Genomic DNA, 14339 nt, shown 5'->3' on the forward strand with positions numbered 1-14339 from the left:
CAGATCGAGCACCTTGCGCTGGAACTCGGGTAGGTAACGCCTGGGCGTTGTGGGCTCCCCTCAGGACTTCTGAGTGCGTTTCGAACTCGGACCTGGCTACCGCTGCCTGACCATCCGCTACGAACGTCACGCCCGCGACTTCTGCGCCTTCCTCACTTTCGCCACAGCACTGATCTGCTTCAAACGACCCACCGAACTCGCCACGTGAGACGTGGTCTACGCCGCCGGGATCAGGCGCAACCGCAGGTGGCGGGGGGCGTGCAGGGTGTCGAAGGTCGGTGTGGGGGTGCGGTGAGGAGCCAGGTGGTGGTTCCTCAGCACGGCCGCGAGGACGACGGTCAACTGAGTGAGGGCGAATTGCGAGGCAGGGCAGGTGCGAGGGCCGAGAGCGAAGGGCAGGTACGTGCCGGGCGCCGGGTGGAAGTTCTGGCTCCAGCGCTGCGGGTGGAACCGCGAGGGCTCCGGGTAGGCGTTCGGGTCGTGGTGGTTGAGGTAGGGGCTGAACAGCAGGCCCGCCGCCGCCGGAAGGCCGCGGGCCGGCGCGGTGAGCTGCCGGCGCAGCCGCCACACCGGTGGGTGCAGGCGCAGGGTCTCGCGGATCACCGCCCGGCACAGCGGCAGGTCCGCAGTCGGGTCCGTCCGCGCGGCGGTGACCTCGGTCCGGGCCTGCTCCTGGATATCGGGGTGGGTGGCCAGCTCGTGCAGGGCCCAGGCCAGGGCAGTGGCGGGTACGTGGTGGCTGGACAGCAGCATGGTGCGCAGCGCCAATGTCACGGTGTGCTCGTCGAACCCGTGGTCGATCAGGGCGGCCGCCAATCCGGTGGCTGGAGGACGGGTGCGGACGTGGTGTCGGATGGCGTTGTATGTGGCGCGCTGGGCGTGCCGCAGCCGGAGCCCGGGCCGGAGCGTCCGACGGGCCCGGTCTGCCAGGACCAGTTCCCGTTCGACCAGGGAGGACAATGCCTCGGACGGTTCGCCGAGCAGGTGTCGGACGTTGATGGCGGAGGTCAAGGCGATGGTTTCGTGCCCGATGTCGACGACGCCGGGCGACGGCCAGCCGGAGACGACCCGGGTGGCCTGGGCCGCGATCACCGGGATCGCCGAGGTCAGCCGGGACGCGGTGAGGAAGGGGTGCACGACGCGGCGCACCGCCATCCAGGTGGCCAACCCATCCGGTCCCCACGACGTGATCCTGGTGCGTCGTGCGGCCCTGGCCGTGGACGTGTCCCTGCTCGCGAGGAAGCGCTCGGTCTCGGTGGGGTCGGTCACCAGCCACAGCCCGCGTTCGAGTTCGGTGACGCCTCCACCGGAACCCGCCGCCGCGATCAGGACGTCGAGTGGTTCGGTCATGGCTCCTCGCCCGCGCGTGGAGGGCGACTTCGCCCGGACCGCCGGCGACGCTCGGTCCGGGCGAAGCGGGTCACACCGTCGGGTAGGCGTAGTAGCCGGTGTTGGTGGAGCGGCGACGACGCATGATCTTTCGCAACAGTTTCATCGCACCCGTCCTCGTGTGGGGGAAATCCAGTATTGCCAGGTTTTTTCGCCGAGGTCAAGGAATCGCGAACACGATTCACCCTGATGCGTCGACATGGATGAAGGCCGCAGGCCGTCATTCGGGCTCGGTAGGTCAGCGAAGAGACAGGTGCCGATGCAGAGGCTGTGGTGAGACCGGTTCGGTGAGACTGGCGGAGGGTGAGGTCAGGCAGCTCGACGACGTGCGTGGTGGAGCCGCCGGGTGAACTTACCCGCAGTCCCTGTTCTCGGCGACGACCAGAGTCCCGGCACGGTGCTGTTTGCCGATTCACAGGACGGCGGTGACGGTGCCGCTGACGCTGGTGGGTCCTTGGAGGTGAGGCAGGCGGTGAGGTCGGTGGTGGGCAGGATTTTGTTCTGCACGACGGTGGCGCCTTGGAAGAGGCCGTCGACGGCGGTGCCGGTCAGGACGAGGACGGTGGTGCCGTCGGGTTTGAGGTTGATCTCGAAGCAGCCTTGGACGGTGCTGCTGTGTCCGGTGTTCCAGTGGTGGGTGGAGATGTTGGTGGTGGAGCCTGCCAGGCAGCTGAGCGTGTCGCTGATGGTGGAGGTGAAGGTGGCTCTGGTGATGTCGGGGTGGCTGGGGACAGGCAGCCGCCCAGTGTGCCGGTGGCGTGGAAGTCGATGTGCCTGGGGAGCAGTGTCATGCCGGGGGAGCAGGTGCCGATCTGGATGCCCAGGGCGCAGTTGACATCCACCACGGACGACGAGGCGGAAGCGGGCACGGGGGACAGGCCGGCGGTTCCGAGGAGTTCGCCCACCAGGGCGACGAATAGTGAACGCAGACGCATGAGGGTTTCCATTCCGTAATTCCAGGGGGTAGGTCGAGTTTGGTGATCCCGGCGTCCGCTCTCAATCGGCTGAACGGCTTGTAGCAGAATGCCGTGCGCGGGTGTTGTCCGCCGCAGAACTGCGGAGGCTTGTGGTGGGCGGCTTCGCCTGAGGTGGAATATCTTTTCACCGCTTGGACCTGTCGCGTTGGTTTGCGTCCTCGGTAGGAAGGAGTGCCGCATCGCCGCACACGTGATCGGAGCCGCTTGTGAGCACCTCTGCGGAACGCGACTGGACCACCACTCCGGCCACCGCCGAGGAGTAGATCGACCGGGCTCGGAAGGTCGCCGTGCTGTTCGCCGTCGACGCGGTGGCCCGTGACCGGGCGGGCTCCGCCCCGCACGCCGAGGTGGCCCTGCTCAAGGACTCGGGTCTGATCACCCTGCTCGGTCCGGTTGTATGAGGCCAGGACGTTGGTGACGTCGGTGTGGAGCCGTGTGGCTGGTGGTCGGTTTCCGGCGGTGGTGTGGGGGCGATGGTAGTTGTAGTGCACGTTCCACACCTGTAGGGCGTCGGTGCGGTGTTGTTCGCTGGTCCAGGCGTGGGCGTAGAGGAATTCCTCGGCCAGGATGCGCTGGTGGCATTCGACCTTGCCGTTGTGGCGTGGGGTGTAGGGCGTGATGCGCTGGTGGCGGGCTCCGCGCAGCACGGTGGCGAAGTCGTGGGCGCGGTAGCAAGGGCCGTTGTCGGTGACGATGCGGTGGATGTGGGTGATGCCGTGGGCGGTGAAGAACGCCCGTGCGCGGTGGGTGAAGCCGATCGCGGTGACGGCTTTCTCGTCGGGCAGGGCTTCGGTGTAGGCCAGGCGGGAGAACCCGTCGACCGCGGAGTGCAGGTAGGTGTAGCTACGCTGCCTGCCGGACTTGCCGGTGGTGGTGTTCTTGGCGCGTTCGACCTGTTTGGCCTGCTCGCTGCCCCGGCCGTGGACGCGCCAGCCGCCGCCGTCGGGGATCACGCCGACCTTCTTGACGTCCAGGTGGACCATGTGGCCGGGCCAGCGGGCGGCGGTCCGGCGGGGCACGCGGTTGTTCTCCCCGGTGGGGTCGAGGAACCGGCGGCGGTTGAGCCCGAGGTGGAGCAGGTGCCGGCCGACGGTGCGCACCGACACGGCCGTGCCCTCGGCGGCGAGTTCCAGGGCGATGCGGCGGGTCGAGTACTTGCGGTCCCGGCGCAACCGCTCGATGTGGACGACGACCTCGGCGGGGGTGGCGGTGGGCTGCCGGTGCGGCGCGCTGGGACGATCCAGCAGGCCGGCCTCGCCGAAGCGGCGGTGGCGGTTGACCCACTTGGAGGCGCACTGCCGGGAGATGCCCATCTCGGCGGCGACGTGGGCGATCGGACGGGTGCGGCAGCGCTGGACCAAGCGGTGGCGGCCTTCGACGGACAGCGGGGCGTTACGGTGGAGCACGGACGGGTCTTTCCGCTCGGCGGATGTGTTGGTCGCACTTCTCATCCTGCCGCCGAAAGACCCGTCCCTCGTCTCAGGCCCTACCAGCCGTCACCAACGTCATGACCCGCAACATCTAGTGGTCGTGCCCGTTAGTTCGTCGGGTTGATCATGCTGTCAGGGGTTGTGGTGCGTGGCGGTCGTGACGGCCGATCCGTGTGAGTAACTGGTTGAGGTCGTGGGGGGTGAAGGTCCAGTCGAAGGGGTGGGCGGTGGCGTTGTAGTGCTCCTGGAAGGACAACAGCCGTTCGGCGACCTCGTCGAGGTCGCCGAAGTCGTCGGGGGTGAGTGTTTTGCGTTGCACGGCGGAGAAGTAGATCTCCACCTGGTTCAACCACGAGGCGTGTATCGGTAAGTGGACCATGTGGGCGTTGGGGAAGGCGTCGTTCATCCGGGCAGCGGCGGCCCAGTTGCGGTGAGACGCCCCGTTGTCCACGATCCAGAACACGCGGCGGGCACTGGCGTAGGGCTCGGTGGTCATGACCTGGTCGACCAGACGGGAGAACGGGACGATGCCCGTGGTGGGCTCGCAGCGGCCCATCACACGGGCATGCCGGACGTCTTAGGCGGCGAAGTAGGCCAACGTGCCGCCCGCAGGAGTATTCGGACTCCACCCGCATCGGCCGGTGGGCAGGGTGTCGTGGAGCCGGTACCGGGCCTGCACGACCCGATCGCCCACAAGCGCGCCGAGGTCGGCCGCTACGCGCTGCTCGACGAGGTTCCCGAACCCACCTGGTACACCTGACCGTCGAGCCACAGGTTACCCGCCGTCGCCATTATGGGAGTATTCCTCGATTTTCGGTCGTAACGCGCTTTCCGGTGCGGGCGATGACACGTACGAGTTGCGCAACTCTCCCAAGTGTGGTCGACCGGTTCCGCGTCGCGCGGTGAACTGGAAGGAGATCGCTGTGCGCAGATCCAGTGCCAGACCCACCCTCGGAGCGGTGGTGAGCCTGGTCGTGGCGGCTTCGTGGTCGCTGGTGGGTGTGCCCGCCGCGCACGCCACGACGACCTGTGACGGACTGCCCGCCACCATCGTGGGCTCCGCGAGCGGCGATACCCTCACGGGTACGAACGGTGACGACGTGATCGTCGGCTTGGGTGGGGACGACACCATCGTCGGGCTGGCCGGCAACGACCGGGTCTGCGCCGGGGACGGTGACGACACCGTCTACGGCGAGTTCGTCGTGGTACCCGACGCCCTCCCCGGCCTGCCCGCCCCAGGCCCGCTGGAGAACCTCTCCGACCGGGTGTTCGGCGAGGCCGGCGACGACATCCTGGTCGGCAATTCCGGGACCGGCGTCATCAGCGTCTCGGCGGCCTACGTCGCCGACAACGACCACATCGACGGCGGTCCGGGTTCTGACGTCATCTCCGGCGGGTTCCTCGACGTGACGATCACCGCCGTCTCCGGCGGGATCGTCGGCCTCAACGACACCCTCATCGGCGGTGACGACCCCGACACCATCTACGGCTACGGCAGGACCATCACCGTGGGGACGGGCACCGGTCTTGCCGGAGCGGTGCTGATCGGCAACCTCAACGACACCATCTCCGGCGGCCGGGGCGGCGACACCATCTACGGCGACGCACAGACCGCGACGCTCGGCGTCAGCGCACCGGTGACCGCCGAGACCTCCAACGACACCATCACCGGCGGGGAGGGCGACGACACCATCTACGGCGACTACGAGACCCTGAACTCCCTCTCGGGCGCGAAGGCGATCACCAGCGGCCACCGCGACACCATCGACGCCGGACCGGGCGACGACGTCACCTACGGCGACGCCAAGAACGGCAATGCCAACTTCATCAGCCTGGTCATCGGCAACATCGACAACCTCGATGGCGGGATCGGCACCGACACCGCCGACGCCGGTCCGAGCCTCGACACCTGCGGCAACATCGAGAACAAGATCAACTGTGAGCTGTGACCACGACGAACACCGCGACGGTGGGCACTTGCTCACCGCCGCGGTGAACGCCGGATGAAGATCGAGATCGGCTCGAGGGGCGCGAGCAACCGGTTGCGGTAGCCCTCGCGGGCAAGGCCGCGTGCAATCCACGCCGGTTCGGGATGTCCGGCAGGCCGGATAGGTCCGCTTGGGCCTGAGTCCCACCCTCGTCCGCGTCCCCGGCACCGGGGAACTCTCACTCGCCCGCCGGGCACCCGAACCGCCCGGCCCGACCACTCCGCCACCGGCCGCGTGGAACGGCCCGGGCCTGTCGACCGAGGACGGCGGGACCATCCGCCGTGCGGTGGAGCGCACCGGAACCACCCACTGGCAGGCGAACCACGCCGGCGCGGTTCACCTGCACCAGCCAGGAGTTCGGCGTCTCCTCAGTGTTTCTGGAGACCAGGCCGTGGTCCTGGGCGCGTACTTCGGCGGGATGGTCTTCGCCGAGATCGCGCCAGGGTCCAAGTGCTACCGCGCCGAGATCAGCACAGCAGCATCCCGCGCGGCGACGAACGCCCTGCCCGCCTTGGGCTACGCGACGGCCCGGGGGAGCCGACCAGCCTGCCGCGCCCGCGGGCCACATCGACGCATCGGCCTGGACCGGCGGTAGATGTTCGGTGATCAAAGATCGGTCGGGCACGACTGACAGGTGAGCCGGACGTGACCGCAGAAATCGGTCGCCTCACCCACGAAAACCATTGCTCGCACCGGCAGTGTCGTAACGCGATTTCTCGTGCCCCACCGCTGGCGGCTTGGCCGTAGCACCCGCTGCGACGACGATTTTTGTTACGTTCCACGACAGGACTACCCTTTCCGCCTGTCGGGTCGATCGGCGATCCGCCGCTCGGTGGGGGTCGATGGCCGGGTAAACCAGCAGGAGATCGGCCGTGGTCGGCGCGGCGCGCGGACTGCCTGGTTGCCCTTCTGCAAGCACGGCGGTGTATGCCACTCCGGTTCGTTCGCTTTCATCGTGCCTGCGGGGATCACCGGGGTCACTGTGTCGGTGACCGCGGCCGGTGGTGGTGGTAGTAGCACGACGGGGGGCATCCTGCCCGGTACCGGCGGTGGTGGTGCGAGTGGTGGTGCCACGGTGAGCTGCACGTTGACCGTCAACCCCGGCACGGTGCTGACCATCGCCGTAGGAGGTGGGTAAGCGACGGGTCAGGCCGCCGCCAACGGTGCCGCCGGAGGCAGCTCCACTGTCTCGTTCGGTGGCACGGCCAAAGCCGTCGCCAACGGTGGCGGTGGTGGTGGACGCGGACTCAGGCCCTCGGGTGGTGGTTCTGGGGGCCTGAGTGGCGGCGCGGTGAGCTGCCAGGGCACCTCACCGTCCCTGCTCTCCGGTGCCGCTGGCGGCAAGGGCGGCGACGGAGGGTTCGCCAGCAACGCCGGAGGACCCGGTGGCGTGGTCGGCGGGCCTGTGCCGGCCGCGTGCCCCACTGGCGCCGGCCGGGGCGGTGACGGCGCCAACGGCGGATCTTTCCAGGGGTTCCCGGCTACAACGGCTGCGTCTTCCTGACCTACTGACCCCATTCCCGTTCCCACATGTGGCACAGGATTGCCGTGGTGCGTCCGACAGTCGTTGTCGGGCGCACCACGGCAGTGCTCACGCGTTGCGAACCCCGGTTCACCAGGGCGAACCGTCTCCTGTTCGGTAGTCGGTGCTGCCCGATGCTGTGAAGATCCGTGGCGGCGGCCACCGTTGTGCCGGTGGTCTGTGGGTCATGACGGCTGTGGTCATCGCGGCACCGAAGCGGCGGGTCGGGTCGCCCGGACCGACGCGCGGTCACTCCCGACCGGTCGTGAGCACCGTGAGCCGTGCTTCACTGCCCCACCGCACGCTCGTCCGCTGGCTTCGTGGAGGGGGTGCGGGTTTCGAGAGCGGGAGTTGCGTGGGCAGGGGGCGACAAGTGTCCGGGCCGGATGGGCTTGCGGAACGACAGTTGCGCTGCCTTGTGGCTTGATCAGGGGAAGTAGATCGTATATCCGGCGGGAAGCGTGAGGGTCTCGCCGCGGTGGAGGAACCGCTGGGTGAAGTGCTCGGACGTGCACTTGGTGGCGTCGAAGATGTAGCCGACGGTGTCGGTCCTGTTGTGGAAGGTGGCGTTGCCCTTCGTGGAGTCGCTGGCGATGCAGGCGCGGGCGGGTGGGTTGGCGTGCGTGGTGGTCCGGCCGTTCTGCGTGACGTACAGCGTGCCGCTGGCCGCACTGGCCGGTGCGACCGGTCCTGCGGTGAACAGGCCCGCGATGATCAGGGTGCCGACCGAGGTGCCGATCCCGCGCATGTCTCCTCCTTGTGGTCATGGTTGTCGGTGACCTCTGTCGGGACCGTAGTGGCTCCATCGCCGACTCGTCGCGGATTGTCCCCCATACGAATGGCGTACACGAGTGCATTCTGCTGGACCAATGCCCGTACCAAGAGTAGTCGGAACACTCTCTAAAGAGTTGCAGGTGATACCCGACCGTGTCGTGGGAGGTGCTCGATAATGGGTACTGCTTCGTCGGAAAGGTCGCGGGCGACCCATACCTCGCTAACTCGCGGTCAGTGTGTCTCCGGCGGGTGACCACGTCCGAGGGAGTGTGATGGCCAGGCATGGACCGAGTGCTGTGAGATTCCGCTGATCGTTCCCGTCGGCTCGCCGTCGATGATGTCCGGTCCTTCTCCGAAGGCCGTGGATTTAATCCCGCGGCTCGACGTTCTCGTGTCCTTTCTCGATGCCCGCATTGCCGAATCGCCTCGACATGGCCGCACACGGCAATGCGGCCTTCCGCATCATTTCCCTTACCCGACCGTCCAACCGTGGCCGGTCAACCACCCCTTCCCCCCGAAAGGCCGTCATGAGCGAGACGACACGTCGTGACCTCCTCCGATTCACCGCAGCGGCCGCCGTGGTGGGTGTCGCCGGGGCCGCCTCGGGCGGCTTGGCGCCGTCCGAGGCACTCGCGGACCCGAACCTGCCGGCCTCCGAGGGGCAGGAGCGGGCCTTCCTCGCGCAGAGCCCGGACGCCATCCGGGGTCTGAAGTGGCGCGGGGCGATGCTCGCCCCGGCACCGAACGTGAAGCTGACGGCCAGGTTCGACACCCGCGGCCTGCCCTACGCCACGGCGGCGTTCTCACTGGCCAACAACAACCTCGACACGGTGGCGCTGCGGGTGGCGAACATGGCCGACCTGCCCGACGGCACCACCAAGCGGCAGCGTGACGACGAGGTCATCAAGCTGCTGCGTGAGCTGCACCGCCAGGGGGTCGGGGCCTACTTGTTCAAGCGCCAGTGGTTCCAGCGCAGCGGCGTCATCATCAGCTACCAGCGGCCCTTCACCGAGGCCGGCGCGGACGAGTTCATCGACGACATGAGCAGGTTGATCACCCGCGCCCGGGAGGAGGGCATCGCCGGCGCGCTGCGCGGCGTGGCCGTGATCGAGACCAACCTGAACAACTGCGCGGAGCTGCGGGAACGCACCCTGTACGTCGCCCGGGGCATCAACGACCGCACCGCCAACTGGCTGAGGTCCCGCACGCTGCTGATCCCCGGCGCGGGCATGGGGCCGTACTTCAAGGGCATCCACAACGGCGGCGAGGCGTGGTTGAGCCAGGTCAGGGCCCAGACGGGCCACTTCGCCCTGATCTACAAGCACATGCCCAGCCAGGCGAACGGCGTGTGCCGGCTGGAAAGCCTCAACGACCAATGGGACGACGCCGTCGGCAAGACCGCCGCGAAGACCCCCGAGCAGCAGATCCAGTTCCTGCGCGCCACCATGGGCATTTCCGACCTGGAGTGGTACTTCCGCATCCACCGGGCCGAGTACCCCAACCACACCCACGTGGTGTTCTGGGGCGACGACGGCGACGGCGTGGCCGGACTGTCCGCCCGCGGCGACCAACCGTGGAACTACAACACCATGCGCGCCCTGCACCGGCTGCTGGTCAAGGCCAACCGCTGGCACGGCCACTTCTTCAACTTCCCCTTCACCCGCGAGGGCGCCACCGAGCACGACATCTGGCGGTACCTCATCACCGTCGCCGGCGACGGCAGCAACACCCGCCGCAAGAACTGGGCGTGGAACCGGTCTGGCACCCACCGGATCTGGGACGAGTGGCACATGTGGTCGCAGGAGAACGCGGCGTACTGAACACCTGCCCACCTGCACCTTCCTCCGACGCCACAGCCCGATCAGGGCCACCGTGGCCGTCCAGCCCGATCGCGGCCATCACCCAACGACCAAGCCCTGCATGAAGGAGACAAGCTGACATGAGACCGACGAAGGCACTGCTCGCGGGTTTGGTGGTGGTGGGCGTGGTGGCCTCCGGTGCGGTGTCACCGGCCGCCGCGACGCCGGACGCACCCACCTCCGGCACCGGTGAGGTCGCGGTGGACGACCGGGCCGCGGACGTGTACTGGAGAGGCACCTGGGCGGCTGCTCAGCAGCCGGTCAACCCCTTCGTCCCCGGTTGGTCGCAACGCGGCTTCACCAACCAGTCACTGCGGCAGGTCATCCGCATCAGCGTCGGCGGCACCCACGTGCGCATCCGCCTGTCCAATCTCTACGGCGACACCCCGCTGCCGGTCACCGGTGCCACCATCGCCCGCACCGAAGCCGGCGCCGCGCTGCAACGCGGGTCGCAACGCCACCTCACCTTCGGCGGCCGCCAGTGGGCCCAGATCCCCGTCGGGACGGAACTGGACAGCGACCCGCTGCTGATGCTCACCACGCCGCTGGAACAGCTGACCGTGACGCTGTACTTCGCCCGCCACACCGGCCGCGCGACCTACCACAGCCGAGCGACCGCGACCAGCTACCTGGCCAACGGCGACCACCGCGTCGACCCCGCCGCCACCGCGTTCACCGGCAGATCGGGCTCCTGGTACTTCCTCACCCGCGTGGACGTCCGAGGCGACCAGGCAAGCCCACCCGACGGCATCGTCGCCTTGGGCGACTCCATCACCGACGGCTACGGCTCCACCCCCGACGCGAACAACCGCTACCCCGACGAACTCGCCGAACGCCTGGTGCGCAACAACACCCCACGCCCGGTCCTCAACGCCGGCATCAGCGCCAACCGCGTGCTCAGCGACTCAGCCTGCGGCGGCGAACCCGCCATCACCCGCTTTCGGCGCAACGTCGCCACCCAACCCGGCGTGCGCACGGTCATCGTGCTCGAAGGCATCAACGACATCCGCACCCAGGGCGGCACCACCGGCTGCGCCCAGGGCGCACCGGTCATTACCACGCAACAACTCATCGACGGCCACACGTACTTGATCAGATGGGCACGCGACCGCGGATTCACCGCGATCGGCGCGACCCTCCCACCGTGCGGCTGCGGAGGCGGTGAAGAAACCATGCGCACCCAACTCAACCGCTGGATGCGCACCACCGCAGGCACCGCGAACGGTTACGACGCCGTGGCCGACCTCGACACGGCACTCGCCGACCCCACCAGCCCTCGCACACTGCGCCCCGCCTACGACAGCGGCGACGGCCTACACCCCAACAACGCCGGCTACCGCCGCATCGCCGACACCATCCCCCTCACCAGACTGTGATCACCACGCCGCCGCACCGTCGACCGGATCGGGAATCCTCATCGAGATCTTCGGCGCGACTTCCCACACCCGCCGGTCGAGCAGGTGCTGGCCGAGTGGGTACAGCCGATCTGCGGGTAGTCGCAGACACGGGCTCGAGTTGAATTCTGCCCATCCGTTTCGTGCCGAGGGTGGGAGAGCCAAGCCGCGGAACGGCGGCACCGAACCCGCCGTTCCGCGGCGGCCGACACCTACCACGATAGCCGTCACTTTGGACCAAGGCGGACGCCCAAGCTGCTCTGACAAGTGATATGGCGTGTACTACTCCATCCGGGCATGTCTCGAACATGTTTCGTCATCGCAGGGACGGTGCTCCGTCACCTTGGCGCCCAGACCCGTTCTGATACTAAGGACCGCGCCGTGACGGTGTCCGCCCTGCCGCGCCTCACTCCACTCGCCGAGTGGATCGCCGCGACCATCCCGCCCGGTATCCCGGCGATGGATGCCGAGCCGGTCGGAAGTCTGCGGTTCCTGTTCTACGGTCGCGCTTCCACGCGTGAGCACCAAGATCCGCGTACCTCGCGGGCGTGGCAGCTGGATGTCTCGCGCAGGATCACCAGTGGGCACGGCCCGATCGTGGGGGAGTACTTGGAGATCGGGTGTTCCCGTCAGGTTCTCTGGCATCTGCGGCCTCGTGCTGCGGCGATGCTGCGCCACATCGCGGCCAACGCGGATCGGATCGACGCGGTGGTGGTCGGCGAGTACGAGCGTGGGTTCCTCGACGGTGCCCAGGTGCGGGACCTGCGATCAGTGCTGGAGCGGTTCGGGGTGCAGCTGTGGCTGCCGGAAGCCGAAGGGATGCCGCGTTGACCGCGGCCCGGCGGACTTTGCGCCTGGACCAGTTGCGGCTGACCTTGCAGGTCTGATGCACATCAGGATTGCTCCAGCAGCCTGAGCCCTGGAAACGCGACTCCGTCTAACGCAGGGAGGATCATCGGGCATGGCCGACGCCCTCGCGACCGCCGGACGTGGCGAGCGGGTCACCGTCACACCGGACAGCCCACTCGGCGAGCACGTCCGCGCACGGCTCACCGGGGCGAGGCGCCTACGGCCGACTTCGTCGTCGGCAAGCCGCACAGCCGGGTCCTGATCTCCTGGCCACGGCCCGCGCACGCCGCCGGCCAGGACGTCCTTCACCACCCCAACCACCAGTGGAGCAGAATCCTGACCGATCGTTCAGAGGCAACCAGCTGCGGGTCGTCGAAGTGCTGCTCGCGCCTGACGCCCGTCCTGGGCGTCAGCAGCGAGCCCTGCGGTCACCGGAGTATGGGGATTGCCGGGCACCCGGCCGCCGGACCGACGCCTCAGTCGCACCCGAAATCGGCTAACCGGGAACGTTCCGCCCGCTCGACGGGGTAGCGTGAACCGTGCCCGACGACCTGGACTATTCCCCGCTCGCCGCCCCCGTCGCCCCGGCCACGGCATTGGCGCACGCGAAAGCGAACGGCGACCACCCGGGCCGTGACATGGCGTGCTGCGCACTCGTGTTCGCCGTGATCGTTGCCGCCGTCTTCGGTTTCCTGAGCATTCCGCTCAACATGTACCTCACCGGCGTCCATCCGGACGGCGGCATGGGTGTCCGGCTCCTCGGGCTGCTGCCGCTGATGATCGGTCTCGGGCTGATCGTCCTGGTCGTCGTCCGGGTCCGCAAAGGTAACGGGCGGGAGCGGATCGACCACTACCGCATCATGCAGTTCGCCGCCCGCAACGGCATGGGCTACCGGATGAAGGTCAATAACCCGGAGCAACCCGCCGGGGTCTTCGACGTCGGCAACAACCGCTGCGCCGTCGACGTCGTCACCATCGAAGGGCCACGTCCGATGGAAATCGGCCAGCACCGCTACGTGGCCGGCTACCGCGGCGCGGAAACGTACCACTTGGGCTATGCGACCACTCCTCTCGACGCCCACCTTCCCCACCTGCTGCTGATCCCGCGGGCGAAAGGCACGGGCGTTCCGCACGTGTCCGGCGGAGCTTCCCTCGGGAACCCCGACCTGCGCGGCCCCGGCACCGAAGCTTTCAAAGTCTTCGGGCCGTTCGGCAGGGCCGGGGAGATTCAGGCCCTGCTGGACCGCACCCTCTTCTCCTCCGACCTCCTGGCCCGGTACGCCGAACGCCCGGTCCACATCGAAATCGTCCAGAACCGCCTGTACTTCTTCTCCCCCAAGCCGCTGTCCACCACCGACCCGGAAATCTGGCGCTGGCTCCTCGCCCTGCTCGCCGACACCGCAGAGCGCCTGGAATCCTGAACGCTGTCCGGGAGCGGGCCCGCGTCGGAACTCGTCAAGGTGATTGAGACCAGTGGGTGTCACAACCTGTCTCACTTGAATTGACAACTACCGCTACGGCCACCGTCACCCTTGCCCACCAGTTGCACTACGCGTCGACCGACCGGTGCACGCGTACCGCTTGCTGCGGCTGGCCACCACGATCCGGGAGGAACTGGCAGTGCCGGTGCCCGCGCAGGAGCGGGCTTGGCTCCAGCAGGCCCAGGAGACGCTGACCGGCGGCTCTCGTCGGCCGAGCGAGCGGTACGCCGTCAGCCAGCAGACGGGCCTCTCCGTGGCGGACGTGCTCGCCGAGCCCACCGGTTCGGACGGACTGGATCGTTCCTTCCAGCGATGAACTGTTGGTAGGTATGCACTTCTGCCTCATCACGTGGAATACGCACGTGGGTGCCGGTCCTACGCGGAGTAGGTCCACGACAGTCGTCTCGTCACCTGGAAAGCCCATTACCGACCACGTCCGCTGTGCTTGAATGCTCGCAAGGCCGCCTTGGGGGATCATGAGGCCTTGTTGTTCGTAGGGGTGGAACGCAGATTGCTCACGTCGGCAGCGTTCTTCTAGGACCGCCGGTGGGTGGAGCGTGCCTGCGCACGGCGCGGGGGGAAACGCGTGAACAAGGGGAAAGCACGTCTGTTCTGGTCTGCCGCTTCGCTGCTCGCACTGGTGGCGGCAGGATTGTCACCGATGCCGGCACCGGCC

10 protein-coding genes and 1 pseudogene are annotated in these 14339 nt (G+C 68.0%); 7 read left to right on the forward strand and 4 right to left on the reverse strand.

The genetic code is table 11. The features are described 5' to 3' along the window. Positions 1-73 precede the first annotated feature (73 nt). Positions 74-208, forward strand: coding sequence for a hypothetical protein (locus ACRAKJ_RS19265; RefSeq protein WP_438919796.1), 135 nt, complete (start codon positions 74-76; stop codon positions 206-208). 8 nt (positions 209-216) lie between these two features. On the opposite strand, the gene ACRAKJ_RS19270 is transcribed toward ACRAKJ_RS19265, so the two are convergent. The 3 genes and pseudogenes from ACRAKJ_RS19270 to ACRAKJ_RS19280 form a co-directional block, all read right to left on the reverse strand. Then, on the reverse strand, positions 217-1350 hold the full coding sequence (locus ACRAKJ_RS19270; protein ID WP_438919795.1) for a cytochrome P450: 1134 nt from the start codon (positions 1348-1350) through the stop codon (positions 217-219). 1408 nt (positions 1351-2758) lie between these two features. Continuing rightward, positions 2759-3772, reverse strand: a pseudogene (locus ACRAKJ_RS19275) (IS481 family transposase); the annotation flags it as partial. A 148-nt stretch (positions 3773-3920) separates the two neighbouring features. Continuing rightward, entirely contained in the window at positions 3921-4352 is a 432-nt protein-coding gene (locus ACRAKJ_RS19280) for a transposase (protein WP_438919794.1), read from the reverse strand. Between the two features lie 367 nt (positions 4353-4719). On the opposite strand from ACRAKJ_RS19280, the gene ACRAKJ_RS19285 reads away from it, so the two are divergent. Next, positions 4720-5745, forward strand: coding sequence for a calcium-binding protein (locus tag ACRAKJ_RS19285; protein ID WP_438919793.1), 1026 nt, complete (start codon positions 4720-4722; stop codon positions 5743-5745). A gap of 1988 nt (positions 5746-7733) precedes the next feature. On the opposite strand, the gene ACRAKJ_RS19290 is transcribed toward ACRAKJ_RS19285, so the two are convergent. Further along, complete coding sequence (locus ACRAKJ_RS19290) at positions 7734-8054, reverse strand: hypothetical protein (protein ID WP_438919791.1); 321 nt, start codon at positions 8052-8054, stop codon at positions 7734-7736. Between the two features lie 553 nt (positions 8055-8607). On the opposite strand from ACRAKJ_RS19290, the gene ACRAKJ_RS19295 reads away from it, so the two are divergent. From ACRAKJ_RS19295 to ACRAKJ_RS19315, 5 genes are all read left to right on the forward strand, one after another. Further along, on the forward strand, positions 8608-9900 hold the full coding sequence (locus ACRAKJ_RS19295; protein ID WP_438919790.1) for a hypothetical protein: 1293 nt from the start codon (positions 8608-8610) through the stop codon (positions 9898-9900). 119 nt (positions 9901-10019) lie between these two features. Beyond that, the gene (locus ACRAKJ_RS19300; RefSeq protein WP_438919789.1) at positions 10020-11315 is read left to right on the forward strand and encodes a GDSL-type esterase/lipase family protein; all 1296 of its coding nucleotides are present in this window, start codon (positions 10020-10022) and stop codon (positions 11313-11315) included. Positions 11316-11714: 399 nt separating this feature from the next. After that, positions 11715-12164 carry a hypothetical protein gene (locus ACRAKJ_RS19305; protein ID WP_438919788.1) on the forward strand — a complete coding sequence of 150 codons (450 nt, stop codon included), beginning with the start codon at positions 11715-11717 and terminating at the stop codon, positions 12162-12164. Positions 12165-12721: 557 nt separating this feature from the next. Next, on the forward strand, positions 12722-13603 hold the full coding sequence (locus ACRAKJ_RS19310; protein WP_438919787.1) for a hypothetical protein: 882 nt from the start codon (positions 12722-12724) through the stop codon (positions 13601-13603). A 145-nt stretch (positions 13604-13748) separates the two neighbouring features. Beyond that, entirely contained in the window at positions 13749-13979 is a 231-nt protein-coding gene (locus tag ACRAKJ_RS19315) for a hypothetical protein (protein ID WP_438919786.1), read from the forward strand. The last annotated feature ends 360 nt before the right edge of the window (positions 13980-14339 follow it).

The sequence above is a fragment of the Saccharothrix sp. DSM 118769 genome, assembly GCF_052936295.1.

Bases quoted from the DNA above. Each gene is read 5' to 3' on its own strand.
- ACRAKJ_RS19270 (WP_438919795.1), bottom strand. From the start codon at position 1,350: ATGACCGAACCACTCGACGTCCTGATCGCGGCGGCGGGTTCCGGTGGA.
- ACRAKJ_RS19280 (WP_438919794.1), bottom strand. From the start codon at position 4,352: ATGGGCCGCTGCGAGCCCACCACGGGCATCGTCCCGTTCTCCCGTCTG.
- ACRAKJ_RS19290 (WP_438919791.1), bottom strand. From the start codon at position 8,054: ATGCGCGGGATCGGCACCTCGGTCGGCACCCTGATCATCGCGGGCCTG.
- ACRAKJ_RS19295 (WP_438919790.1), top strand. From the start codon at position 8,608: ATGAGCGAGACGACACGTCGTGACCTCCTCCGATTCACCGCAGCGGCC.
- ACRAKJ_RS19300 (WP_438919789.1), top strand. From the start codon at position 10,020: ATGAGACCGACGAAGGCACTGCTCGCGGGTTTGGTGGTGGTGGGCGTG.